This window comes from Streptomyces sp. NPDC029151 (assembly GCF_055564315.1).
Genome location: NZ_JBVHWQ010000005.1, coordinates 284,627 through 309,737, shown reverse-complemented (window position 1 = coordinate 309,737; position 25,111 = coordinate 284,627). Strand labels below are relative to the sequence as shown.

Annotated in this window: 22 protein-coding genes; 14 read left to right on the top strand and 8 right to left on the bottom strand. The window is 72.8% G+C overall.

Annotation, left to right across the window (positions count from 1 at the left end):
- Nucleotides 1–102: 102 nt before the first annotated feature.
- Nucleotides 103–1,617, bottom strand: coding sequence for an MFS transporter (locus ACZ4VF_RS21260; protein WP_467927729.1), 1,515 nt, complete (start codon nucleotides 1,615–1,617; stop codon nucleotides 103–105).
- Nucleotides 1,618–1,739: 122 nt separating this feature from the next.
- Here ACZ4VF_RS21260 and ACZ4VF_RS21255 point away from each other — a divergent pair, with 122 nt between their 5' ends.
- The 6 genes from ACZ4VF_RS21255 (at nucleotide 1,740) to ACZ4VF_RS21230 (ending at nucleotide 9,161) form a co-directional block, all read left to right on the top strand.
- The gene (locus ACZ4VF_RS21255) at nucleotides 1,740–2,696 is read left to right on the top strand and encodes a LysR family transcriptional regulator (protein ID WP_467927728.1); all 957 of its coding nucleotides are present in this window, start codon (nucleotides 1,740–1,742) and stop codon (nucleotides 2,694–2,696) included.
- Nucleotides 2,697–3,120: 424 nt separating this feature from the next.
- On the top strand, nucleotides 3,121–4,497 hold the full coding sequence (locus tag ACZ4VF_RS21250) for a serine hydroxymethyltransferase (RefSeq protein ID WP_467927726.1): 1,377 nt from the start codon (nucleotides 3,121–3,123) through the stop codon (nucleotides 4,495–4,497).
- Nucleotides 4,494–5,309, top strand: coding sequence for a thioesterase II family protein (locus ACZ4VF_RS21245; protein ID WP_467927725.1), 816 nt, complete (start codon nucleotides 4,494–4,496; stop codon nucleotides 5,307–5,309). The genes ACZ4VF_RS21250 and ACZ4VF_RS21245 overlap by 4 nt, the downstream gene beginning before the upstream one ends.
- Entirely contained in the window at nucleotides 5,296–6,924 is a 1,629-nt protein-coding gene (locus ACZ4VF_RS21240; RefSeq protein ID WP_467927724.1) for a PhpK family radical SAM P-methyltransferase, read from the top strand. The genes ACZ4VF_RS21245 and ACZ4VF_RS21240 overlap by 14 nt, the downstream gene beginning before the upstream one ends.
- Before the next feature lie 39 nt (nucleotides 6,925–6,963).
- On the top strand, nucleotides 6,964–8,937 hold the full coding sequence (locus tag ACZ4VF_RS21235; protein WP_467927722.1) for a non-ribosomal peptide synthetase: 1,974 nt from the start codon (nucleotides 6,964–6,966) through the stop codon (nucleotides 8,935–8,937).
- The gene (locus tag ACZ4VF_RS21230) at nucleotides 8,934–9,161 is read left to right on the top strand and encodes an MbtH family protein (RefSeq protein WP_467927721.1); all 228 of its coding nucleotides are present in this window, start codon (nucleotides 8,934–8,936) and stop codon (nucleotides 9,159–9,161) included. The genes ACZ4VF_RS21235 and ACZ4VF_RS21230 overlap by 4 nt, the downstream gene beginning before the upstream one ends.
- An 81-nt stretch (nucleotides 9,162–9,242) precedes the next feature.
- On the opposite strand, the gene ACZ4VF_RS21225 is transcribed toward ACZ4VF_RS21230, so the two are convergent.
- From ACZ4VF_RS21225 to ACZ4VF_RS21205, 5 genes are all read right to left on the bottom strand, one after another.
- Complete coding sequence (locus ACZ4VF_RS21225; RefSeq protein ID WP_467927720.1) at nucleotides 9,243–10,481, bottom strand: cytochrome P450; 1,239 nt, start codon at nucleotides 10,479–10,481, stop codon at nucleotides 9,243–9,245.
- A complete protein-coding gene (locus ACZ4VF_RS21220) occupies nucleotides 10,478–12,274 on the bottom strand; it encodes a non-ribosomal peptide synthetase (protein ID WP_467927718.1) in 1,797 nt (598 codons plus the stop codon). The genes ACZ4VF_RS21225 and ACZ4VF_RS21220 overlap by 4 nt, the downstream gene beginning before the upstream one ends.
- Nucleotides 12,275–12,313: 39 nt before the next feature.
- Nucleotides 12,314–13,081 carry a thioesterase II family protein gene (locus tag ACZ4VF_RS21215; protein ID WP_467927717.1) on the bottom strand — a complete coding sequence of 256 codons (768 nt, stop codon included), beginning with the start codon at nucleotides 13,079–13,081 and terminating at the stop codon, nucleotides 12,314–12,316.
- Between the two features lie 88 nt (nucleotides 13,082–13,169).
- The gene (locus ACZ4VF_RS21210; protein ID WP_467927716.1) at nucleotides 13,170–14,396 is read right to left on the bottom strand and encodes a winged helix DNA-binding domain-containing protein; all 1,227 of its coding nucleotides are present in this window, start codon (nucleotides 14,394–14,396) and stop codon (nucleotides 13,170–13,172) included.
- A 32-nt stretch (nucleotides 14,397–14,428) separates the two neighbouring features.
- On the bottom strand, nucleotides 14,429–15,082 hold the full coding sequence (locus tag ACZ4VF_RS21205) for a response regulator transcription factor (protein WP_467927714.1): 654 nt from the start codon (nucleotides 15,080–15,082) through the stop codon (nucleotides 14,429–14,431).
- Nucleotides 15,083–15,510: 428 nt separating this feature from the next.
- Between ACZ4VF_RS21205 and ACZ4VF_RS21200 the strand changes: the two genes are divergently transcribed.
- The 6 genes from ACZ4VF_RS21200 (at nucleotide 15,511) to ACZ4VF_RS21175 (ending at nucleotide 21,529) form a co-directional block, all read left to right on the top strand.
- Entirely contained in the window at nucleotides 15,511–16,362 is an 852-nt protein-coding gene (locus tag ACZ4VF_RS21200) for an AfsR/SARP family transcriptional regulator (RefSeq protein WP_467927713.1), read from the top strand.
- Nucleotides 16,363–16,425: 63 nt separating this feature from the next.
- The gene (locus tag ACZ4VF_RS21195; protein ID WP_467927711.1) at nucleotides 16,426–17,106 is read left to right on the top strand and encodes a flavodoxin family protein; all 681 of its coding nucleotides are present in this window, start codon (nucleotides 16,426–16,428) and stop codon (nucleotides 17,104–17,106) included.
- A complete protein-coding gene (locus tag ACZ4VF_RS21190) occupies nucleotides 17,103–18,518 on the top strand; it encodes a phenylacetate--CoA ligase family protein (RefSeq protein ID WP_467927710.1) in 1,416 nt (471 codons plus the stop codon). Before ACZ4VF_RS21195 ends, ACZ4VF_RS21190 begins: the two co-directional genes overlap by 4 nt.
- A gap of 159 nt (nucleotides 18,519–18,677) precedes the next feature.
- Nucleotides 18,678–20,222, top strand: coding sequence for an anthranilate synthase component I family protein (locus ACZ4VF_RS21185; RefSeq protein ID WP_467927709.1), 1,545 nt, complete (start codon nucleotides 18,678–18,680; stop codon nucleotides 20,220–20,222).
- Nucleotides 20,219–20,821 (top strand): anthranilate synthase component II, encoded by a 603-nt coding sequence (locus ACZ4VF_RS21180; protein ID WP_467927707.1) that lies wholly within the window; start codon nucleotides 20,219–20,221, stop codon nucleotides 20,819–20,821. The genes ACZ4VF_RS21185 and ACZ4VF_RS21180 overlap by 4 nt, the downstream gene beginning before the upstream one ends.
- Before the next feature lie 102 nt (nucleotides 20,822–20,923).
- Entirely contained in the window at nucleotides 20,924–21,529 is a 606-nt protein-coding gene (locus ACZ4VF_RS21175; protein WP_467927706.1) for a DinB family protein, read from the top strand.
- Here the strand turns inward: ACZ4VF_RS21175 and ACZ4VF_RS21170 are convergent.
- Nucleotides 21,484–21,798, bottom strand: a complete 315-nt coding sequence (locus ACZ4VF_RS21170) for an NIPSNAP family protein (RefSeq protein WP_189295838.1) — start codon at nucleotides 21,796–21,798, stop codon at nucleotides 21,484–21,486. The genes ACZ4VF_RS21175 and ACZ4VF_RS21170 overlap by 46 nt on opposite strands.
- Nucleotides 21,799–22,005: 207 nt before the next feature.
- On the opposite strand from ACZ4VF_RS21170, the gene ACZ4VF_RS21165 reads away from it, so the two are divergent.
- Nucleotides 22,006–23,133, top strand: a complete 1,128-nt coding sequence (locus tag ACZ4VF_RS21165) for an FAD-dependent oxidoreductase (RefSeq protein WP_467927705.1) — start codon at nucleotides 22,006–22,008, stop codon at nucleotides 23,131–23,133.
- Between the two features lie 92 nt (nucleotides 23,134–23,225).
- On the opposite strand, the gene ACZ4VF_RS21160 is transcribed toward ACZ4VF_RS21165, so the two are convergent.
- Nucleotides 23,226–23,933 (bottom strand): DUF4097 family beta strand repeat-containing protein, encoded by a 708-nt coding sequence (locus ACZ4VF_RS21160; RefSeq protein WP_467927704.1) that lies wholly within the window; start codon nucleotides 23,931–23,933, stop codon nucleotides 23,226–23,228.
- 217 nt (nucleotides 23,934–24,150) lie between these two features.
- Between ACZ4VF_RS21160 and ACZ4VF_RS21155 the strand changes: the two genes are divergently transcribed.
- A complete protein-coding gene (locus ACZ4VF_RS21155; protein ID WP_467927703.1) occupies nucleotides 24,151–25,110 on the top strand; it encodes a hypothetical protein in 960 nt (319 codons plus the stop codon).
- Nucleotide 25,111: the final 1 nt, after the last annotated feature.

Below are 25,111 nucleotides of genomic sequence, written 5' to 3'. Positions count from 1 at the left end.
AGGAGCCGTAGCAGGAACAAGAGCGGCCGCCCCGGACCGGAGGCGGGGGATGACTCCGGCGGGACGGCCGCTCGTCGCGGGCCGGTCGGGTGTGACCGGACGTCAGGTGTGCTGCGCCCCGGCCGGGGGCGCCTGCACCTGGGGGGACCCGGGCTGCTGCGGCTGCCGTACGGCCTGCATGACGACGGCCACCAGGACCGCGCCGACGACGAGGACCACCGCCGACGTCACGAACGCGAAGCGGTAGCCGTCCACCAGGGCCTGCCCGGCCGCGCCGCCGGAGCCGCGCGAGTCCTGGGCGTGCGTGACGGCGAGCGTCGTCAGCACCGCGAGACCGAGCGAACTGCCCAGCTGCTGCACCGACGTCTGCACCCCCGACCCGAAGCCGGCGTCCGCGTCCGACAGTCGGTGCAGCGCGGCGTTCTGCAACGCCGGCAGGCCGATCGCCAGACCGAACGACAGCACCACCGTCGCGGGCACGAGCTGTCCCCAGAACGAGCCCTGGGCGTCGATGCGCGCCAGCAGCAGCATGCCCACCGCGCTGACGACGAAGCCGACGATGATCGCCGTCTTCGCGCCGGCCTTCGTCACCAGCTGCGTGGAGACCACCATCCCGGGGATGAACGCGGCGCAGAACGGCAGATACGCCAGACCCGACTGGAGCGGGGAGTAGTCCAGGACCTGCTGCACGTACAGCGTGACCAGGAAGAACATCGCGGCCATGGCACTGGTCAGGAACACGGTGGCCACATTGGCGGTGATCCGGGTCCGGTCGGTGAAGAAGCGCAGCGGCATCATCGGATCCGCCACCCGGGCCTCGACCAGCGCGAACAGCACGACCAGCACCAGCCCGCCGGCCAGCGACCCCCACACCGCCACGCTGCCCCACGGGTGCTCCGAGGCCTGCAGCAGACCGTTGACGACCGCCACGAGCCCGGCCGTGATCAGCAGACCGCCCCAGACGTCGGGCCGACGCCGGGCGCCCGTGACCGGCGCGTCCTGCACCGTGCGCGCCGCGAGCGCCAGTGCCACGGCGGCGACGGGCAGGTTGACCAGGAACACCCAGCGCCAGCCGGCCAGATCCACCAGCACGCCCGACAGCAGGACGCCCACCGTCGCCCCCATGCCGGCCAGCCCTCCCCACATGCCGAGGGCCTTCGCCCGTTCCTTGCCGTCCGTGAACATCAGGACGATCAGCGACAGTGCCGCCGGCGACGCCATCGCCTCGCCGACGCCCTGGGCGAACCGGCTGACGATGAGCACGCCGGAGTTCCAGGCCAGGCCGCTGGTCAGCGACGCCAGCGCGAACAGCGTCGTACCGATCACGAACAGCCGCTTGCGTCCGACGAGGTCGGCCACCCGGCCGCCCAGGAGGAGGAGTCCGCCCGCGGCCAGCAGATAGCCGTTGACCACCCAGGCCAGGCCCGCCTGCGAGGTGCCCAGATCGTCCTCGATCGAGGGCAGCGCGATGTTCACGACCGTGTTGTCGATCACGATGATGAACTGGACCAGCGAGAGCACGGCCAACGCCTTCCAGCGGCGCGGGAACGCGGTGGGCTGCTCCGGCGGTGCGGCGGCGCCTCCTCCGCGCTCGGGCCCGGTTTCCATGGTGGACATCTGTTCTCCCAGCAAGCGGACGGACATCTTCGTCACGTCGAGTCAATGCCGGGCCCACGCGGCCTGTCCAACAACGATCACTCCCGGTTTGACAACCATCGGGAGTCTTCGAAGATGAGAGCGTGGATCTGGACATGGCGCAGGTGAGGGCATTCATCACGACGGCCGACGAGCAGCACTTCGGCAAGGCGGCCGAGCGGCTCCACCTCAGCCAGCAGGCGCTGTCCAAACGCATCCGCCGGCTGGAGGAGCTGCTCGGCACCCGGCTCCTGGAGCGCTCCAGCCAGGGCGTGGAACTGACCGAGGCGGGCTCCCGCTTCCTGGGCCCGGCCGTCGCCGCCCTGGACGCCGCGGACACGGCCGTCGCCGCCGTCGCCGCCGCCGGCCGGCCGCTGCGCATCGACGTCCTCGACGAGCGCCTGGTCCCGATACACCTCGTGCAGCGCTGGATCGACGCCGACCCGGAGGCGCCGCTGGAGGTGAGCATGCGGCACGGCCTGGAGAACGCGCTGCCCGCCCTGCGGCGCGGCGAGATCGACGTGGCGTTCGGCCGGGTGCACGCACTGCGCGCTCCGTGGCGGGACGAGTTCGCGTACCGTCCGGCGCGCCTGGAACCCCTCGTGCTGCTGGTGGGCCTCGACCACCCGTTCGCCCAGAAGCCGTCCGTCCGCCTCACCGAGCTGCCCGGTGTCCCCCTGAGAACGCCCATGGGCGGCGGTGTGCCGGAATGGACCGCCTTCGTACGGGAGTTCGCCGACAGCTGGTCGCTCGACCTGAACACGAGCGGACCGGCACTCAGCCTCGACCACCTGGTGGACACCGTCGCGGACAGTCCGGGCGCGGCGACCCTCGTCGGCGCGGGCATGAACGTCCCCGACGGGCAGCGCATCCGGACGGTGCCGCTCGTCGACCCCACCCCGGTGTACCCGTGGTCGGCCGTGTGGCGCCGGGACCGGCCGCACCGCCTCCTGTCGCAGCTGCTCGACGCCGTCGCGAGCGGCGTCCGCGTCCGGGACATGGCCGACGCGCTCGGCCCCGTCTGGCTGCCCGCCGCAGACCGGTCGGGCCTCGGCCTGTGACCACGGCCGCGGGCACGGTCCCCGCTGCTGCCGGCACGGCGTCGGCCGCAGGCTCCGGCTCGTGAGGCGGGCCGCCGGCACGATCCCGGCTGCGGCTGCCGGGTAGGCGCCGGCATCAACGGATTCCGGTCTCGGCCAGTGAGCACGGCCGTCGGCACGATCCCTGCCGTTGCCGTTGCCGTTGCCGTTGCCGTTGCCGCCGCCGGCGTCGACCGGACCGGTTCGAGACTGTCCCCCCGCCGGCTGCCTCCACCGCGTTCGCCGCCTCCCGTCGACCGGCCCCGCCCGGACGCGGGAGCCCGGCCGCCGGGGGCGGCGTAACCGGTGCCAAACCCCGTCGCCCTAGGGTCGCCGGGCCCCGGTTCCCCCGGGGTCGCCGACCACGCACCTAGGACGCGAGGACAGGGCAGTGGATTCTTTGACGTTGCCGAACCAGGCCGGGCCCGCGGCGCGGGGCACCGGGCAGCGGGACCTGACCGTCAGCGCCGCGGCGTCGCTCCGGCGGCACGACCCGGAGCTGGACGGGCTGCTGGAGCAGGAGTTCAGGCGACAGCAGGACACGCTCGCCATGGTCGCCTACGCCAGCCTCGCCGACCCCTCCGTCCTCGCCTGCGGCGCCTCGGTCCTGGCCAACGTCACGGCGGAGGGGTACCCCGGTGCCCGCTACCACCCCGGCTGCCGCTGGCTCGACCAGGTGGAGGAGCTGGCCGTCCGCCGGACCCGCGCCGTCTTCGGGGCGCGTTACGCCAACGTCCAGCCGCACTCGTGCTCCCAGGCCAACCTCAGCGTCCTGTTCGCCCTCATGCGCCCCGGCGACACCGTGCTCGGCCTCGCCCTCGACGCGGGCGGCCATCTCACCCACGGCGCACCGGCGTCGGTGGTGGGCGACTACTTCCACGCGGTGGGGTACGGCGTGGACGAGGACGGGCGCATCGACTACGAGCAGGTACGGCGCCTGGCGCACCGGTACCGCCCGAAGGTCGTCATCGCGGGGGCCAGCGCCTACCCGCGGGCCCTGGACTACGAACGGTTCCGCGCCGTCGCCGACGAGGTGGGCGCGTACCTGCTCGCCGACATCTCGCACATCGCGGGCCTCGTCGCCGCGGGCGTGCACCCCAGCCCGATCGACCGCGCGCACATCACGACGCTCAGCACCTACAAGCAACTCGGCGGTCCGCGCGGCGGACTGATCCTGAGCGGCGCCGACTGCGACACACCCGGACCCGACGGCGTCCGCACCCTCGCCCAGCTCATGCAGCGGGCGGTCTTCCCGCGCAGCCAGGGCACCCTGAACGCCGCCGGCATCGCCGCCAAGGCGCGGGCGCTCGCCCTGGTGGCGCGACCGGAGTTCCGGGACCTGGCCGAGCGCATCGTGCGTGACGCCCGGGCCCTGGCCGAGGAGCTCACCCGCCGCGGCCACCGTGTGCTCACCGGCGGCACCGACACGCACATGGTCCTGGTGGACACCACGCCGCTCGGCCTGTCCGGAGCGGCCGCGGAGCGTGCCCTGGAGGAGTGCGGCATCCTCGCCAACCGCAACCGCATCCCGAACGACACCCGCCCCCCGCGCCTTACCAGCGGGCTCCGGTTCGGGACCAACATCCTCGCCCAACGCGGCCTGGGACCGCAGGACATGGGGGAGTGCGCCGACCTGGTCCACCAGGTCCTCGCCGCGACCGAGCCGGCCGGCGGCGCCGGACACCGGCTCGACCCCGTCGTACGCGACCGGGTACGGCGAGCCGTGCACCGGCTGTGCCGACGGCACCCGCTCCCCGGCTACACGGTGGAGCCGGCCGTATGACCTCCGCACCTCAGCGCGCCGCCTACTTCTCCCGGCCCTGGGTGTGGGACCTGCGGCCGACCCCCGGACCGCACACCGCTGCCCTCCTGCTGCTGCCGCACGGCGGGGGCAGCGCCCACGCCTTCACCGAATGGCCCGCGCACTTCCCCGACGACATCGCCGTCCTCGCCGCCCAGTACCCCGGCCGCGGCTCCCGCTTCGGCGAGCCGCCGGCGCGCAGCATGGAGGAGCTGCGCGACGCGCTCGTCGAGGCGCTGGACGCCCTGGACCTGCCCCTGGTGATCTTCGGCAACAGCCTGGGCGCACTCCTGGGGTTCGAGGTGGCCTGGTACCTGGAGCAGGCCGGGCGCCCGCCCGTCGCCCTGTGCGTGTCGGGGGCCTGGGCACCGCACGCCCGCGAACCCGGCGCGACCTACGGCGACGCGCTCTGGTCGGACACGGCCCTGGTGGACTGGCTGCACGAGTACGGCGGGATGCCGGCGGAGGTGCTCGCCGACCCCGATCTGCTCACGCTCGTCCTCGACGCCGTCCGCGCGGACCTGACGATCGTGGAGAACTACCGGTTCGGGCCCGCGCCGCGGCGGCTGGGATGCCCGATCACCGTGCTGGGCGGCACCGAGGACCGCCTGGTGAGCGAGCCCACCCTCAGGGCGTGGACCGAGCGGACCCGGCGGGCCGCGGAGGTGCACCTCCTCCCGGGCGACCACTTCCACTTCGCCGACCACCTGCCGTACGTGACCGGACTCGTGCGCGCCCACCTCCCCACCCCCGCCGACCCGAGCGGAAAGCGAGCCGAACATGAGCGGACTTGACTGTGTCGTCATCGGTTACCACGCCGGTGACTTCGACGACTACCGGCTGATGTGCGAACAGGCCGGTCCGGACTCCCCCGAGTGGCAGATCTACCGCAAGGAGCACCTCGTCCTCGAGGGCCGCTCCATGCCCTGGCTGGAGGCGTTCAGCCGGCTGCGCAACCGCGCCACCGGACGCAACGACCGCTACCACGTGGGCGAGGTCTTCAACCTCGCCGCGCTCTACCTCACCAACCACCTGCGCCGGCACGGATACTCCGCGGAACCCGTCTCGCTGTTCGGGGCCGAGCAGGAGGAGCTGGCCGGGCTGCTGAGCCGGCGCCCGCGCATGGTGGCGATCACGACGACCTTCTACGTGACGATCCTGCCGGTCGTGCAGATCGTGGAGTTCGTGCGCAAGCACGCTCCCGACACGCACATCGTGGTGGGCGGTCCCCTCATCGACAACCTGTGCCTCAACGGCATCACGGACGAGCTCCAGGACATGTTCTTCGCCATGGGCGCCGACACCTACGTCCAGGAGTCCCAGGGCGAACAGACCCTGGCCGACCTGTGCGCGGCGCTGACCGCGGGCGCCTCCGTGGAGAAGGTGCCCAACGTCATCCACTGCCCCGACGACACCTGGGTGCTCACCCGCCGCCGCCCGGAGGCCAACGACCTGGACGCCTGCGCCATCGACTGGAACCGCTTCACCAGCCGGCAGATCGGTGCCACGGCACAGACCCGCACCGCCCGCAGCTGCGCGTTCAAATGCGCCTTCTGCGACTACCCGTCCCGGGCCGGCGCCCTGACCACCGCCTCGATCGACACCGTGCGCCGGGAACTGCGGACCCTGGCCGAGAAGGGCGTACGCAACGTCGTCTTCGTCGACGACACCTTCAACGTCCCGCCCAAACGGTTCAAGGAGTTGTGCCGCATGATGATCGAGGAGGACCTCGGTCTGCGGTGGTACTCCTACCTGCGCTGCTCCAACGCCCGCGACGACGAGACCTTCGACCTCGCGGCCGAGTCCGGGTGCGCCGGCGTCTTCCTCGGCATCGAGTCCGGGGACGCCCAGGTCCTGCAGAACATGAACAAGCTCGCGCAGGACAGCCAGTACCGCACCGGGATCCAGCGGCTGAAGGAACGCGGCGTGACGACCTTCGCCTCCCTCATCGTCGGCTTCCCCGGCGAGAACGAACGCACCGTCGCCAACACCGTCGACTTCCTCAACGAGACCGCCCCCGACTTCTGGCGGGCCCAGGCGTGGTGGGGCAACGAGCGCTCACCCGTCTACCGCAACCGGGAGCTGTACGGCATCAAGGGCGCGGGCTACAGCTGGGAGCACTTCACGATGGACTCCCGGGAGGCCGCCGCCCACTGCGACGCCATGTTCGACGCGGTCACCGAGTCGACCTGGCTGCCCCTGTACGACTTCGACTTCTGGTCCCTGCCGTACCTGGCGGGCAAGAACGTCACGGCAGCCGCGCTCAAGCCGCTGCTGGACACCACCCAGCGGCTGATGCGCGAACGCGACGCCGCCACGCCGGACGCCACGCGCCTGGCCGCCCTGGAACGGGAGTTCGCCGACGCCGTCGCCGCCCTGGACGCCGAACCGGCCAAGTACCGGTACTGACCGGAGAGGGCCGCGCCGAGCAGCGCAGAGGAGGACCGTGTGACACGCAGCAGCACACCCTGGGCCACCGACACGCGCGAGGGCGCACCGAGCCCACCGGGGGAGTGGGAGCCAGTCCACCGCCGACTCGACGCCGCCGCCGCCCGGCATCCGGGCCGGCCCGCCGTCGTCGCAGCGGCCCGGTCGCTGACCTTCCGCCGGCTCCGGGCCCACTCCGACGCGCTGGCCCGTATCCTGCGCGCCCGGGGAGCGGCCCCGGAGACCATGGTGGGCCTGTGCCTGCCCCGTACCGCGGACCTGACGGTGGGCCTGTTCGGCATCCTGAAGTCGGGCGCGGCCTACGTACCACTGGATCCGGCCCACCCCGAGGACCGGCTCCGTTTCCTCGCCGCCGACTGCGGCATGACGACCGTGGTGACGCACTCCTCGGTCGCCGGCCGGCTGCCCCGGCCGTTGCGCGACCGCGCCCTGTACCTCGACACCCTGGACCTGGACGCCGACGCGGCGGCGGCTCCGCCCCGCGTGGACCTCCGGCCCGGCCACCCCGCCTACGTCATCTACACCTCCGGCTCCACCGGCCGGCCCAAGGGCGTGCAGATCCCGCACGGCGCCCTGACCGAGCTGCTGGACCGGCTGCGCGGCGCCGGCATCGTCCGCCGGGAACCGGCGCGCGTCGGCTGGAACGCGAGCATCTCCTTCGACGCCTCCGTGCAGCAGTGGATCCGTGCCTGCGCCGGCGACACACTGCTCCTCCTCCCCGAGGACCTGCGCACCGACCCGGAGGCGCTCGCCCGGTTCCTGCGCGAACAGCGCATCACCGACCTGGACATCACCCCCTCCCACCTCCGCCCCCTAGTCGAGCACCTGACGCCCACGGCCGACGCGGACCCGCTGACGCTGCTCGTCGGCGGCGAGGCCATCGACCCGGACCTCTGGGAGTCCCTGGCCGCCCTCCGAGCGAGCGGAGCCGCCGTCGCCCACAACCTCTACGGCCCCACCGAATGCACCGTGGACGTCACCAGCACCCCCGTCGAGGCACGGCACGAGCCGCACCTGGGCGCACCGCTGCCCGGGGTGGGCCTGTACCTGCTCGGGCCGGACCTGCGCCCCGTCCCCGACGGCGAGCCGGGGGAGATCTGCCTCGCCGGCACGGGACTCGCCCGCGGGTATCTGGGCCGGCCCGGACTGACCGCGGCCCGCTTCGTCCCGGACCCGTTCGCCGCGAACGGAGGCCGGCTGTACCGCACGGGTGACCTGGCCCGCCGGCGTGCCGACGGCACGCTCGCCTATCTGGGCCGGCTCGACCACCAGATCAAGCTGCGGGGCTTCCGGATCGAGCCCGGTGAGATCGAGGCGGTGCTCGGCGGGCATCCGCTGGTGGCCGAGGCCGTCGTCGTCCGGCGCGACGACGTGCCCGCGGCCCCCGCCCTCGTCGCGTACTGCCGGAGCACCCCGAACGCACCGCGACGACCGGACGAGGAGGACCTGGACGCATGGGCGCGCCGGCACCTCCCGGACCACATGGTGCCCGCCGCCTACGTCGTCGTCGACGCCTTCCCGCTGAACGGGTCCGGAAAGGTGGACCGGGCCGGGCTCCCGCGACCGGAGCCGCGTACGCCCGGCACCCCGGACCGGACGGCCGCGCACGCCGCGCCCACGGGGCCGTACGAGGAACTGGTGGCCCGGACCTGGTGCGAGGTCCTCGGCGTCGACGAGGTCGGCACGGACGAGGACTTCTTCCGCATCGGCGGGAACTCGCTGCTGGCCATCCGGGTGGCGGCCCGCATCAGACGAGCCACCCGGCTCGCCGTCCCCATGAGCACCGTCTTCGCCAACCCCCGGCTGCGCGCCCTCGCCGCGCGTCTGGAACAGGCGGCGGCGCACGACCGGCCCGGGGGCGCCGAGACCGCATCCGCCGACGACGCGGACAGGCACGGCGACCAGCACGGCTACAAGAACAGCGACGAGAACAGCGAAGAGAACAGCGACGACACGGTGGAGGGCATGGCATGAGCGTCGGCCACGAGGACGTCGGTGCGGACTCCGCGCCCCGCGCATGGAACGTGCTGGTCAACGCCGAGGAGCAGTACGGCCTGTTCCCCGCCGACCGGGAGCCGCCCGGCGGCTGGCGGCACACCGGGTTCTCCGGCAGCGAGGAGGAGTGCGGGCGCTACGTGGACGAGCACTGGACCGACATGCGGCCCCTGAGCCTCCGGCACGCCACCGGGCGGACGTGACGGAGCCGGCCGGCGTACGGCGAGAGGGGGGAGACGGTGTCTCCCCCCTCTCGCCGTACGCCGCGACCGCTCCTCGGCGGCTCAGCCGACGGTCACCGTCACCGGCAGGTGCTTGATGCCCAGCATGAAGTTCGACCGCAGGCGCTCGACGGGACCGGCCACCCGGAACCGCAGCCGGCGCTCCGCCAGCGCCCGCATGAGCAGGGTGATCTCCTGCCGGGCTCCGCCCATGCCGATGCAGCGGTGCGCCGCCACGCCGAACGCCAGATGCTGGTTCGGGGTGCGGGAGATGTCGAAGACGTCCGGTGCGGGGAACTGCTCCTCGTCCCGGTTGGCGGAGGCGTTCCACAGCGTGACCGAGTCCCCGGCGCGGATGAGGTTGCCGCGGAGCTCCACGTCGCGGGTCGCCGTCCGCTGCACGTAGGCGTTGGTGGACGTCCAGCGGAAGACCTCCTCCACCGCCGTGCCCAGCAGCCCGGGGTCGGCGATCAGCCGCTCGGCCTGGTCTGGGTGGTCCGCCAGGGCCAGCACGGCCGCCGTGGCGGTGTACGGGGTGGTCTCGTTGCCGCCCACCGCCACGTTCAGGCAGTTGTAGAGGATCTGACTGTCCGACATGGGGCGGCCGTTGATCTCGGCCGAGCACAGGATGCTGACCAGATCGCCGCCCGGTTCACGCCGTCGTCGCTCCATCAGCTCGGAGACCATGTCGAAGATCTCCACCTGGGAGGCCACCAGCGTCATTCCCGTCCTGGCCGACCCCGCGTACTCCGGGTCCTTGTGCCCGATCATGGAGCGGGTGAGCCGCAGCAGCCGGAACGCGTCGTCGCGCCCGAGGTCGAACATCGCGGACAGGAATCCGGCCGGGAGCTCCAGCGCCACCTCGGTGGCGAAGTCGCCGCCGCCGGCGGCCACGAACTTGTCCAGTGCCGCGTCGAGGAACTCCACCACCCGCCGCGTGGCCTTCTCGATCATCCACGGCGCGAAGGCCTTGTGGACCTGCTGGCGCAGCAGCCGGTGGTCGGGCGGATCGGAGCAGATCAGCATCTGGCCGGACGCGGTGTCCGCGGCGTTGCGGTACGAGCCGCCCAGCACCGTCCCGAACCGGGACGAGAACGCGGACGCGTCGATGTACGCGGCGGCGACGTCCTCGTACTTCGTCAGCGCCCAGAAGCCGCCTTCCGGCGTCGGGTTCCAGTACACGGGCGCGTTCTCCCGCAGCCACGACCACGCGGCGTGCGGGTCACCGGACACGAACAGGTCCAGGTCGTTGAGGTCGATCGGCGCGTCGGTCGGCGCGTCGGGCTGTGTGCGGCCGGTCATGAGCTCACCATCGCCTTTCGCTTCTCGTTGATGACGCGGGCCAGGTCCTCGAGCACGCTGTCCTCGAAGAGCGCCTCCGGCTTGAGCGAGATCCGCATGTCCCGCTGGATCGTCAGGCGGGCCCGCACCGCCAGCAGGGAGTGCCCGCCGAGCGCGAAGAAGTCGTCGTGGACGCCGATGCCCTCCAGGGCCAGCAGGTCCTCCCACAACCGCACCAGATAGCGCTCGACGTCGTCGCGCGGGGGAGCGTGGCCGGCACCGCGCGCGGGGCGGTCCGCATGGATCGCCAACAGGCGGTCCCAGTCCCGCTTGCCGTGCGGATCGGTCGGCATCGACGGCAGGACCACGAACTCGGACGGCACCAGGTACCGGGGCACACGCTGCTCCAGGAAGGCCCGCAGCTCCCGCAGCGACAGCGCCTCGCCGACGGGCACGGTGAACGCCACCAGGCGCCGGGCACCCGCCTCGCCGACGGCGGTCACCGCGCACTCCCGCACCCCGGGATGACTGCGCACCGCCGCCTCCACCTCGCCGGGCTCCACCCGGTAGCCGCTGATCTTCCACTGGCGGTCGATCCGGCCCAGGTACTCCACGACCCCGTCCGGCCGCTGCCGGACCCGGTCGCCCGTGCGGTACATGCGGCTGCCGTCCGCGGCGAACGGGTCGGGCAGGAAACGGGCGGCCGTCAGCCCCGGCTGGTCGAGATAGCCCCGGCCCACCCCGCTGCCCGCCACGTGCAGCTCGCCGGGGGTGCCGGGCGGTACGGGACGCAGCGCGGGATCGAGCACGTACAGGCGCGCGCCCGCGAAGGCGCTGCCGATGGGCACGCTCTCCTCGGTGTCCGGCGGAGCGCTGCGGATCTCGTGACCCGTGCACGCGACGGTGGTCTCGGTGGGGCCGTAGAGGTTGAACAACCGGCCGGTGAAGCCGCCCTCCAGCAGGTCCCGGCAGGTCGCCGGGAGCAGGACGTCGCCGCCCGAGCACAGCAGCCGCAGCGAGGAGAACGCCTCACGGTCGTGGCGCACCACGTCGTTGAGGGCGACGGCCGGCGCCAGCATCGCGGTGATCCGGCGCCGTCGCAGCTCGCGCTGGAGATCGGTGGCCAGCAGCTGCGCGAACGAGGGGAGCACGGCGATCTCGGCACCGCCCGCCAGGGCCCGCCAGACCTCGAAGGTGAACGTGTCGAACGAGACGCTCGCGGCCTGCCCCGACCGGTCACCGGGACGCAGTTCGGGCAGCGCGGGGTCCAGGGCGAAGGCGGCCATCTGCCGGTGTTCGAGCACGACGCCCTTCGGGGTGCCCGTCGAGCCGGAGGTGAACAGGACACAGGCCGCGTCGGCCCCGGCCGGTTCCGGCAGCGGCGGGCCGTCGGTTCCGGTGCTCTCCTCGGCGCCGCTCCACTCCACGACCGGGCAGCCGGCGAGGGCCGGCCCCTCGGACCGGGCCGGCTCGGTGATCACGCAGGCCACCCGGCCCGCCGACAGCATGTGGTCCCGGCGGGCCGCCGGGTACCCGGTGTCGACGGGCAGACAGGCGGCGCCCGCCCGCAACACGCCCACCACGGCGGTCACCAGGCCGACGCCCCGCGGCAGGTACAGCGCGACCCGGTCGCCCCGGCGCACCCCCCGCCGGACCAGTACCCGCGCCAGCGCGGTGGAACGGCGGTCCAGCTCCGCGTACGACAGGCGCGACGTGCCGTCGCTCACCGCCGGGGCGTCCGGGTACCGGCCCACGCTCCGCGCGAACAGCGCCACGAGGGTCGCGGATCCGGCCTCACGTGCGTCCTGATTCATCGTCGTCCCTTCCAGCAGACGGCCCCGGACGGATCCCGGTCACGGGGCGGCGGGTGCGAAGTCCGCGGCGATCAGTTCCGTCAGGGCGGTGGGCGCGGTCAGGTAGGTCAGCGCGTCACCGTCGAGGGTGTGATGGGTGACCTGGCCGTAGGCGTCCCACTCGCGCAGGTCGCGCGGCCCCACGTCCGGGTCGTCGCGCCAGCCGATCGCGCTGATCGGCGACTTGAGCGGGTACGGGCCCGGGGGCCGGTAGCCGTAGCACATGTCGACGTCGTTGCGCAGCACGCGGATCGCGAGGGGCAGCAGGTCCGGCAGGATCTCGCCGCCACTCAACCGCCGTACCACCCGGCCGAGTTCGCGGCCGAGCCGCTCGTCGCTCATGGAGGGGTGGAACATCCCGAAGAAGCCGCGGCTGGGCACCAGGCAGGAGGAGAGGTACAGCCGGTCGGGAAGCCGCCCGCCGTCCTCCTGGATCCGTACCGCCAGCGCGTAGCACAGCAGTGCTCCCATGCAGTGCCCGAACAGCGCGTACGGCCGGTCCAGGTACGGCGCCAGCGCCCGCGAGGCGTCCGCGGCGAACGTGTCGAAGTCGCGGTATCCGTCCTCGCGGATGCGGTTCTCCCGCCCGGGCAACTGCACCGGGCACACCTCCAGCGGGCCGATACGGCCGGGCCAGCCGCGGAACGAGGCGGCGCCGGTGCCGGCGAACGGCAGGCAGAACAGCCGTGCCCCGGACTCGTGCGACGGCTCGCGCAGCAGCCAGCGTCCCGCCGGGGCCGGCCTCCTGCCCGTGGCCGGTGGGATCATCCGTCCTCCCCAGGTCCGTACGCCGACGCGGCTCGGCTGTGCCGCGGCGGTCGGAGCGCGACCCTAGGGCGGGGAGGTTAGCGACCGGTTATGCGAAGCGGACCGCGATCTCGTGCTCACCGGAGACCGCCAGCAGCGTCTCGGCCTCCTCGGCGACCCGGCGGCGCAGCCCGGGGCGCAGCGGCGTGAACGCCTCGACCTCGACCTCGGTGCGCCGGGCCGACCGCCGTGCCGTCCACACCCCGCCGATCAGGCCGTCGACGACCAGCACGGGCGAGATCCAGCCTGCGGTCCGCGACACCTTCGTGCGCAGTGCCGGATCGGGCAGCAGGGACGCCAACTGCCGGGACGCGCCCACGACGTAGGGGTCGAAACCCGGGAGCAGCCGGACCAGCGGGGTGTCGCCCGACGCGGGGCGGGCCGCCTCCATCGCGTCCAGATCCTCCCGCAGAGCCCACCCCCGGTGGCCCTCGACACTCGTCGCCTCCACCGCGTCGCCCAGCTCGCGCAGCGCCGCGCGGACCTCGGGCGTGCCCGTGCCCCACCAACGGGCGAAGTCGTCCGGCGCGGCCGGGCCGTACGCGCGTAGATAGCGTTCCAGCATCCGGCCGAGCGCACGGGCCGGTGCGGACGCCTCCGCGTCGTCGGTGTCCGCGGCCGGCAGCGCGGGTCCGCAGTCCCCGGGCGGTTCGCCGTGCCCGCCGAGCCAGTGACGCGGCGCGCAGAACGTCACGTTGCGGCCCCGCTGCGGGCCGAAGCACACCAGGCCCCGCCGCGCCGCCGGCTTGAGCAGGACCCCCCACCCCGAGCGCACCTTGTCACCGAGCGCGTCGTCGCCCGTGACGGCGCCGAGGCGAGCCGCCAGCTCCTCGCGGGTGAGCGTCTCCTCGCCCAGCGCCTCCGGCAAAGCCTCCAGCACCAGCTCCACATCGCGCGGCGCGATGCCCTGCTGCTCCAGGAGCCGTTCGGTCAGAAGACGCCCGTCGTGCCGGAGCGCCGCCACGTACGACGGGAGTTCGGCGGCCGGCAGCAGGTGGAGGGTGCCCCGCATCGCCCAGGTCTTGACCAGCCGCCGGTCCTCCCAGAGCGCGGCACGTACCGCGGCCGCGGTGCCGGGGAGCCGGGTGCGGGCCGCCACTGCCTGTTCCGCCGACGACATCACCTGCGCGTGCACACCGCACAGCGCCGACGCGACGCCTTCCACGGCGGCACCGGGATCCGGCGCGGTCAGGGGGTCGGCCAGGTGGTGCCGGCGCAGCCGCCAGGCCGCCACCTGGGCCCAGGTGAGCGGCCGGGGTCGTAAGGAGCGGGACATGGCCCTCATTCTAGGTTCCGGCGAGGCGGACGCTAGGAGAAGTCGATGAGCCCGAGCGTGCCGGCGCGGCGCACCGCGTCGGCGCGGGAGACGGCGCCCAGCTTGCCGTAGACGTTGGTCAGGTGCCGTTTGACGGTCGCCTCCGCCACGTGCAGCCTGCTGGCTATCTGACGGTTCGTCATTCCCTGGGCGACGAGACGCAGGATGGTCAGTTCGCGGGGCGAGGGCTCCTCCGTCTCCGGCGAACTGCGCCCCAGGGCGCGGATGGCCCCCTGCGGCACCGACACCAGCACGTTCCCGCTGCTGTGCATGACCGTGGTCAGCGCCGACACCAGTTCGTCCCGGGCCATGTTCTTGACCAGGTAGGCGGCGGCACCGCGCAGCAGCAGATCCTCCATCAGGGCGGTGTCGTCGTGCATGGCGAGCACGGCCGTCCGGGTCGTCGGCGACAGCCGGCAGGCGCACTCCACCACGACCGCGGCCGCCGGACCCGGCATCTGCACGTCCAGGATCAGGATGTCCGGCCGGTACTCCCGTACCAGGGACAGGGCCTCGTCACCGTCGCCCGCGGTGCCCACCACGCTGAACTCGGGCACCGTCGCCAGGAGTTCGGCGAGCCCTTCGCGGAACAGGGAGTGATCGTCGGCCACCACGATGGTGATCGTATGGGTGGCTGGGTCGGTCATGCGCCGCTGCCTCGCGCCCGTACGGCGGGCTGCCGACGCAAGCGTCTCGCGCGACCCCCGGGGCTGGTGGTGCCGGTACCCGACGGGCCGTTCCGTTCCTTGCACCTGTGCGCAGACGCCATGCAGGTCCCCCTCACTGCACAACCAAGTGACAGTGTTCAGCGCCGTTCAAGGCTATACCTCCCGGCCGAACCTGTGTCCGTGCGCGCGGCCCTTGTGGCTGGAACCGCTCGGCCGGCAGCCCGCCCGGGAACCGCTCCCACCTGATGACCCCAAGGGTGTAGGCATGACTACGACCTTCGGACTCGGCGGCTCATGCCTACGGCTCACCGGCAGGCCGTTGCCTTGTTGGCCCGTATGGCACCTTCCTACGTTGGGCCCCCAGCCGTCTCACGCCGGACACAACGGGGAAATCAGGGGGAAACACCATGCCCGACACGTACGCGACGAGCCGCGCCCCCCACGACGCGAACGCCTCGGACGACACGGACACCTCGGACGACGCGGCAATAAAGGTCCGCTGCCTGGGTGACTTCAGCGTCACCCTCCAGGGGGCGCCCGTCCTGAAGTGGCGGGCGGGCAAGGCCCGTCACCTCTTCCAGTACCTGGTGATGAACCGGGGCCGTCTCATGCTGCGGGAGCACCTGTACGAGGCGCTGTGGCCCGGCAGCGAGTGGACGCCCACGAGCAGTTCGCTGAAGGTCGCCATGCACGCGCTGCGCCAGGTGCTGCGCACCGAGTCCGACGGGCAGGGGAAGCCCGCCGTCACCATCGAGTACCGCGATCACGGCTACATCCTCCACGCGGACCGCGTGTGGGTCGACGCGGAGGAGATGGAGCGGCACCTCGAGGGAGGCGCTCTCGCCGAACGCCGCGGCGACACGGCAGCGGCGAGGGCCCACTACTGGCGGACCGTCACCCTCTACCGGGGCGAGTTCCTGCCCGGGGAGACCACCGACTGGGTGGCCGAACAGCGGGAGTGGACCCGGTCCACCGTCCTGCGCGCCCTGCACCGGCTGCGCGAACTGGCCCTGCGCGACGCCGAGGACGCCGCGGCGACGCGGTACTGCCGGCAGATCCTGGACGTGGACCCCTACCAGGAGGAGGCCTACCAGACCCTCATGTACGTCCACGGCAAGCGGGGTGAACTGGGCAGCGTCAAGTCGTGGCACGACGTGTGCGCGCGCCGGCTCAGCCAGGGGCTCGACGCCCAGCCCGCCCCGCGCACCCGGCGCCTCCTGGACGACGCGCTGCACGGCCGGCTCGCACCGCTGATGTAACCGCGGGCTAACCGCGCCCGGCGACGATCCACACCCCGACCGGTTCACACGAGGGAGGCGCAGGTGGCGAGCGGCACGCAGAAGATCCGCATCCTGGCGGTCAACGGCTCGGAACGGCCCGACGGCAACAACGCGGCCATCCTCCGCTACGCCGAGAAGGAACTCGCGGGCCGGGGCGCCTGCCTGGACGTCGTCCGCCTGCGCGACCTGCGGATGTCTCCGTGCGGCCCCTGCGGCGACTGCAACTTCCGCACCACGCCCTGCACGGTGGACGACGACGTGGCCGCGGTCGTCGACCGGATGGCCGAGGCCGACGGCATCATCTACGCCACCCCGGTCCACGGGTTCGGCAGCGCACCGCTCATGCCCGCCTTCATCGAACGCTCCGGCACCGGTTACCTCCGGTTCGACCGGCGGCTGACCAACAAGGTGGCGGGCGCCGTGGTCACCGGGCGCCGCTACAGCCACGTCGAGACCTACGCGCACCTGCTCCACAACATCCTGCTCAACCGGATGATCGTGGCCGGCCACGGCTTCCCGTCGGTGGTGTACGGCGACGAGGCCGGCAGCGCGCTGGAGGACGAGGAGGGCATGGAGATGGTCACCCGCATGCTGCACCGCATGGTCGACCTGATCCAGGTGCTGCGGGAACACCGCGAACTGACGGGCCGCGACGCACTGGCCGTCGACGTCCTCAGCGAGCGTCACCGATCGCCCCGCCGAGCACAGGGAGCCGGCCGATGAACGCCGCCCATGTCGACCCGCTCTTCCGGGAGGCGTACGCCTCGTACACCGGCGACTACCTCGACGGCACGCTGAGCGCCGAGCGACGGGACGCCTGGGACACGGAGCGGCTGCGGACGGTGGTCCGTCACGTGCTGGACAACTCCCCGTTCTACCGGCGGCACCTCGCCGACGCGGACACCGACGGCCTCACTCCCCGCTCCCTGGAGCACCTGCCGTACACGACCAAGGACGACCTGCGCCGCGAACTGCTGGACGTGCTGTGCGCCCCCGTGTCCGAGGCCCTCGTCTACTACGAGACGACCGGCACGACCGGAGCCTCCACGCCCTGCCCGCGTGACGCCAAGGACGTCTTCACCAGCGACCTGCACGTGGAGGAGGCATGCCGCCGGCTGTTCGCGGCGCGCTACGGCGACCGCCTGCCGATGATCGGCCTGATGGGCCCCAGCGAGCTGTACGCGTTCGGCGACACCTTCGGTGAGGTGGCCCAGCGGCTCGGCGCGGCCCACGTCAAGATCTGGCCCGAGTCGCCGCGGGTCGGCTTCGAGAAGGCCCTGCGCCTGATGCACCAACTGGAGGTCGAGGTCGTCGTCGGCGCGCCCGCCCTGTGCCTGGGCCTGGCCAAGGCCGCCCGGCACTACGGCTACGACCTGCGCCGGGACTTCAAGGTCGACCTCTTCCTGGTGCTGGGCGAGATCTGCACCCCGGCGTTCGCCCGGAACGTCGCCTCGCTGTGGGGAGCCGACACCCTGCCGATCCTCTACGGCTCACAGGAGGCCCTCGCCATCGCCACGGGCTGTGCCGAGGGCCGGCTCCACCTGTCGCGTCCCAACTACCTCCCCGAGGTCATCGACCCCGCGACCGGGCGCAGCCTCGGCCCGACCGGCGAGGGGGAGCTGGTCCTGACCATGCTGGTCGACGGGATCAAACCCCTTGTCCGGTACCGCACCGGTGACCACGTGCGACTGTCCGACGAGCGCTGCGCCTGCGGCCGGCCCGGGCCCCAGGTCGCGGTGACGGGACGCGTCGCCGACCACGTCACCGTCGGCGGACGGCGTCTGCGGCCCGCGGAGCTGGAGGAGGCGCTGCTGGACGGCGTGCGGGGCTGCCTCGGCTACCAGATCGTCGTCGACCCCGGCCCCGACGGCACGGACCGGGTCACCGTACGGCTGGAGCTCCTGCCCGACCACCAGGACGACGCGGCGGCAGTCGCGGCGGAGACCGAGCGGCGCCTCCTCGACCGGTGCGGTGTCCGGGCGAGCGTCGAACTCACCGCCGACCTCGACCCCGTGACCCACACCGGTGCCTTCGTCAGCTGGAAGGCGGCGCGCTTCCAGGACAACCGCGCGGAACCGGACCACGAGGTACGGGCAGCCCGGCAGGCCGCGGTGCGGCACCTGCTGCCCGGCTGACCACCCGCGCCCGGTGCCGGCCGGCACGCGCACCCGCACCCGGTCCCGGCCCGCACCCGGTCCCGGCCGGGACCAGGGCCCGTACCGGATCCCCGCCCGCAGCAGCCGAGACCCGGCAGAGACCAGGCGTCGGCAGAGGCCAGGAAGGAGCGCCGCTCCATGACGACGCACTCGCCCGTTCACCCCCCGGCCGTCACCGTCGCGGTACGGCGCTCGCGCTGTGCCGCGCCGCGGCCGCTCGCCGCGTACCGGGCACTGGCCGCTCGCTTCGGGCGGGACCAGGTCTACCTCCTGGAGTCCGCGGGCGGCCCGGCGTCCGACAGCCGGCGCAGCCTGGTCGGCTTCCGCACCCTGCTCACCGTCACCGTCACCCGCGGCCGTGTCGAGGCCGCCGGCGCCCCGGCGCTCACGCGGCTCGCGACGAGCGCGATGCGCAGGGGACTCGGCCTGCCGGCCGCGGACCGCGGCTCGCTGCACCTGCCCTCGCCGGGCGCGCTGTGGACCGCCCTGCGGGCACTGAACGAGGCCTTCGGCCGGGAAGAACCCGCCGAACAAGGCGAACGAGAACAACACGATGATCCTGACGGGGAGTTCGGTTTCCTCGCCTTCCTCGGCTACGACACCGTGCACTACATCGAGGACCTCCCCCGCCTCATCCCTCAGGAGGAGGACCTGCCCGACCTCTCCCTGGCCCTGTTCCAGGGCTGCCTGTCGTACACGGCGGAGCAGACGCGCACGCCCCGGCCGCACGCCGAGCTGGTCCTCGCCGACGCTCCCGGGTGGCCGCGGCTGGACGCGGCGGCCGTCCGGCACGCCCTCGCCGCGCCCGCACCGGCGGACGCCCCCGGGTGTCCCGACGTACCGCCCCCGGGCCGGGTGCGGGACAGCACGACACCCGAACGGTTCCGCGCCGACGCCCGGCAGGCCCTGGCCCACCTGCGGGCGGGGGACATATACCAGGTGCAGCTCGGCCACGAGCTGACGATCGAGAGCGAGGCCGACCCCGTCGACGTCTACACGCGCCTGCGCGTCCGCAACCCCTCGCCGTACATGTACCTCGCGCCGTTCGCGGGCCGGACGGTCATCGGCGCCAGCCCCGAGCTGTTCGTCCGCAAGGACGGCGACCTGCTGACCATGCGGCCCATCGCCGGCACGCTGCCGTGCGGTGCGGATCCCGGCCAGGCGGCACGCCAGGCCGCGGCGCTGCGCGCGGACCCGAAGGAGATCGCGGAGCACGTCATGCTGGTGGACCTGTGCCGCAACGACATCGGCCGGGTGTGCCGCAGGGACACACTGGACGCTCCCGACATGCTGCGGACGGAGAGGTACACGAGGGTGCTGCACCTGGTGTCCACGGTCACCGGGCGGACCGAGCCGGACACGGACGTCTTCGACGTCATCGCGGCCCTCTTCCCGGCCGGCACGATGACCGGTGCGCCGAAGATCCGCGCCATGGAGATCATCGAAGCGCTGGAGACCAGGCGCCGGGGCCTGTACGCGGGCGCCGTCGGGATCATCGGCCACCGGGGCCACCTCAATCTCGCGCTGTGCATCCGCACCCTCGTCCACGACGGCGGGGCCTACCGGACGAGGGCGTCGGCAGGGATCGTCGCCGACTCCGACCCCGAGCGGGAGTGGACGGAGACCCTCGCCAAGTGCAGCGCCGCTCACTGGGCGGTGACGGGAGAGGAGCTGCTGGCGTGAAGGTCCTGCTCATCGACGCCTTCGACAGTTTCGTCCACATCATCCGGCAGTACCTGCTGACGACGGGCGTGGACGTCGTGGTCGTCCGCGCGGCCGACGTCGACGCCGCCGACCTGCCCGGGCCGGGCACGGACGCGGTCGTCCTGGGGCCGGGGCCGGGAACGCCCGACGACCACGACTACCCGCGCTTCGTCCGGGCGACGGCGGGCCGGGTCCCGCTGCTGGGGGTGTGCCTCGGGCACCAGGCGGTGGCCTGCGCCCACGGCGCCGTGGTCCGGCCGGCGGAGCGCATCATGCACGGCAAGACCAGCGACATCGAGCACGACGGACGCGGTGTCTTCACCGGGATGCCCGACGGCTTCACCGCCACCCGCTACCACTCCCTGGTGGTCGTCGAGGAGACGCTGCCGGAGCAGCTGGAGGTGAGCGCGAGATCACGGGACGACGGGTACGTCATGGGGCTCCGCCACCGTCGTCTGCCGGTCGAGTCCGTGCAGTTCCACCCCGAGAGCGTCTGCACCCGCTCCGGTCTCCGGCTGATCGGGAACTTCGTCGCGAACGCGGCCGCCTGGACCGAGCGCCGGGCGGGACACGGCTGACGGCACGTCACCCCCACGAACGGGGGACCGCCGTTCACACTTTCCGGGCGTCGGCTGCGCCGCGGGGCCGGCCGGGTCCGTCCCCCGCCTACGGTCGTCGCCATGGAGATCGACTGGAACGAACAGCTGGTGGCGCAACTCGACTGGCACTGGCGCCACCAGCTGCGCCCGCGGCTGGACGGCCTGGACGACGACGAGTACTTCTGGGAACCGGCGGCCGGTGCCTGGAACATCCGCCCCCGCGACCGCGTCCGGACGGCGTCGGCGGCCGGATCGGGCAGCCACGTCATCGACTGGGCGACACCCGAACCCCACCCGGCCCCCGTCACCACCATCGCCTGGCGGCTCGGCCACGTCATCGTCGGGGTCCTGGGCATGCGGGTCGCGCACTACTTCGGCGGTCCGAAGACGGACTACGAGACCTTCGCGTACGCGGCGACGGCCACCGAGGCGCTGCACCAGCTCGACCAGGCGTACGAGAGGTGGACCGCCGGGGTGCGCGGCCTGGACGCCGCCGCGCTGAGCGCCCCGAGCGACGACCTGTGGGACACCTACCGCCACTGGCCGCTGGCGGCCGTCGTCCTTCACGTCAACCGTGAGGTCATCCACCACGGAGCGGAGATCGCGCTGCTCCGCGACCTGTACGCGGCAACGCCCGCCGGTCAGTCACGGCGCGGCAGCAACGGCCGCATGAAGGTGCGCTCGTAACGCAGGACGCATCCGCTGTCGTCCCGGATGCGATCGGCCTCGATGAAGTCCGGATGCCTGCCGAACAGTTCCCGGTACCGCTCGTAGGCGGCCAGGCCGGGGAAGCTGAACAACGCCATCGCCCTGTCGCTCGCGCCCTCGGCCGGCAGGAAGTAGCCGTGGTGGGTGCCGCCGTGTTCCTCGACCAGCGTCATCCACCGCTCGGCGAACCGCTCGAAGGCGTCGATCTTCGCCGCGTCGATCGTGTACTCGACAACACAGGTGATCACGGCAGCATCGTACGGCGATGGTCCGCCGACGGGCCACCGGTGCTCCGTGGGCCCCCTGTCGGTGCTGTGTCGACGACCTGTCGGTGGTCTGTCGACGGCTGACGGGACAGTGGAACCGGCCGGAGCCGGCCGCCGGCGGCAGCGGTACCGCAATCGGCACCGGCCACCGGCATCGCCATCGTCCCGACTCACCGGATCGGAAACCCCATGACCACGGACATCACGATCATCGGCGCCGGACTGGGCGGCCTCACGCTCGCCCGCGTCCTGCACGTCCACGGCATACCGGCCACCGTCTACGAGGCGGAGCCCTCCGCGGTGGCCCGCGCACAGGGCGGGATGCTCGACATCCACGACTACAACGGGCAACTCGCCCTGCAAGCAGCGAACTTGATGGACGAATTCCGTGGCATCATCCTGGAGGGCCGCCAGGCGCTGCGGGTCCTCGCCCCGGACGGGAGCGTCCTGTTCGACAAGGCCGACGACGGCACGGGGGGACGCCCCGAGGTGCAACGCGGCGAGCTGCGCCGCATCCTCCTCGACTCGCTCCCGGCCGGCACCGTCCGCTGGGGACACAAGGTCGGCGGCGCGCGCAGCCTGGGAGACGGCCGTCACGAGGTGACGTTCGCCGGCGGCGGCACCGTCGTCACCGGCCTGCTGGTCGGCGCGGACGGCGCCTGGTCCCGGGTCCGCCCGCTGCTCTCCACCGCCGTACCCGAGTACACCGGCAAGTCGGTGGTCGAGACCTACCTGTTCGACGCCGGCACCCGGCATCCCGCCGCCGCGGAAGCGGTCGGCGGCGGGTCGATGATCGTGCACACGCCGGGCCGGGAACTCTTCGCGCACCGGGAGAAGGGCGACACGCTGCACGCCTACGTGGGGCTGGCCGAACCGCAGGACTGGTTCGACGCCGTCGATTTCACCGATGCCGCCGGGGCCACCGCACGGATCGCCAAGGAGTTCGACGGTTGGGCGCCGGAGCTGACCGCGCTGATCACCGACTGCGACACCGCTCCGGTCCTGCGCGCCCTCCACGCTCTGCCGGCCGGGCACCGGTGGGACCGGGTGCCCGGGGTGACCCTGATCGGCGACGCCGCCCACCTCTCGGCGCCGAACGGCGAGGGTGCCAACCTGGCCATGCTCGACGGCGCCGAACTCGGGGAGGCCCTGGCCGCGCAGCCCGACGACATCGAGGCCGCGCTCACCGCGTACGAGGAGGCCATGTTCCCCCGCAGCGCCGAGGCCGCCGCCTTCGAGGGTGCCGAGGCCCACGAGGCCGACTCCGACGACGACCCGATCCGCGCCCTGCTCGCGGCGCTCACTTCGCAGGAGTAGCCCCCACAGGACCTGCGTCCCCGGGCCGCTCACCGGCGGTACCCCGTGGCGGACCGGTGAGGGTCCGCCGCCGGTGGTTCCGGGACAGGCCGCTAACGGGCCTGTTCCACCGTCAGATCACCGTTCGTCGTGGACAGATCCAGGCGGTACTCGCCCGACGGGTCGTTCTTGAAGGCCACGCGCTTGTCGCCGTGGGAGTCGTCCGCCGAGATCCGGTACCTGGCGGGCGGCACGGTGACCGTGAGGTTGCCGCTGGTCGTGCGGGCCTCGATGTTCTGCGGGGTGCCCGTCCGGATCGTCACCTCGCCGTTCGTCGTCTCCGCCGCGATGTCCCCGCCCTTGACGTCCTTGACGCTGATGTCGCCGTTGGAGGTGCGCACCTTCACCGGGCCCGCCGCGTCGGTCACCGCGACCTCACCGTTGCTCGTCCGTACGTCGACCGGGCCGACACCGGACAGCGTCAGTCCGCCGTTGGACGTTCCCCCCGTCACGGGAAGGGCCGCGGGCACTGTGACGACGTAGTCGACGCCGCAGTGCTCGCCGCAGCCGGAGAGCGTCAGGACGCCGTCCTCGACACGGAAGGACGTACCACTGGGCTTGTCACCGCGGTAGGTGACCTTGCGGTGCACGGAGACCGCGGAGACGGCGGCCGAGGCCTCCACCCGCACGCTTCCGTTGTCGCCGTCGAGACGGACCGAGGTCACCTTCCGGGACACCTCGGTGTCGTCCTTGAAGGTGTGGTCCTGGCCGATTCCCGAGCAGGCGGAGAGTCCGCCGGCCGTGAGAGCGAGCAGAGTCATGGCCGGCAGGACGCGTGTCCGTGGGTGTCGCATGGAGGTCCCCCGTGTGGAGCGAGCGGAATCGATGATCGGTCACGGCGGATCCTACGGAACCGGAATCGGGATTCCACGGGGGATAACCCCCCGATGCCGGGACCGATGATCACGCAGGGTGTGTGATCGATAACGATCTCACCTCGGCCCTTGCGCCTGGTGTGATCCGTTTTAGCCTCCGGGCATGGGATTTCTCTCAAGCCGCCGCAAACGGGCTCGTCTCGCCCCCGAACTCGACGACCAGGAACTGGGCAGACTGCTGAAGTCCCTGCTGGCCACCACCAGGACGGGAACGATCGCCACCACCGACCTGTGCGCGGCTCAGCTGTCCCGGCTCCTGGACCAGGACCCGGGCGACTGGGACCGCCGTACGCACCGCATCAGCGTCCTGGCGGACTTCCTCGCCGCCTCCCGACTGCCGGCGAACTGGGCCGCGCGGGAGCCCCGCAACGCCACCGCACTCGTGCTGCACGCCTGGTCCCAGGCGGCACCGACCCAGACCGGGAACCACCCGGGCGACACGGCGGACGACGCCGTGGAGGCCTGTCTGCGCGCCGCCGAACTCGCACCGCAGGACCCCACCCCCTGGGTGGCCCTGCTGAAGGTGGCGCGCCGGCAGCGCTGGAAGCAGCCCCAGGTCTTCGGCGTGTGGAACGAGGTGCTCGCGCGTGACCGCTGGAACCGCGAGGCGTACATGAACATGCTGGGCTACCTCAGCCCCGAGGAAGGAGGCTCCCGGCTCCAGGTCCTGGAGTTCGTCGACGCGCTGTGCGCCCGTATGCCCTCCAACGCGCCCTGCGCGGCGACGGAACTCACCGCCCAGGTCTTCCAGTACCACGCCATTCTCGGCCGGGGCGGATACGAGGCACTGGTGGCACGGACCCACTGGTCCCAGGGAATGGCCGCCCAGGCACTCGACCGCGTGGCCCACACCTGGGGACAGCCGGGGTTCCTCCGCCACGCCAGAGCCCTCGCCGACCTGAACCTCCTCGCCTACGCGCTGATGGCCGCCGACCGCCGCGGCGAAGCCCGGCCGGTGTTCGAGGCCATCGGAGGGACGGTCACCCCGTGGCCCTGGCAGACGGGCGGCGACCCCCTCACCGAGTACGAACAGGCACAGCGCAGAGCCACCGTCGGACAGTGAG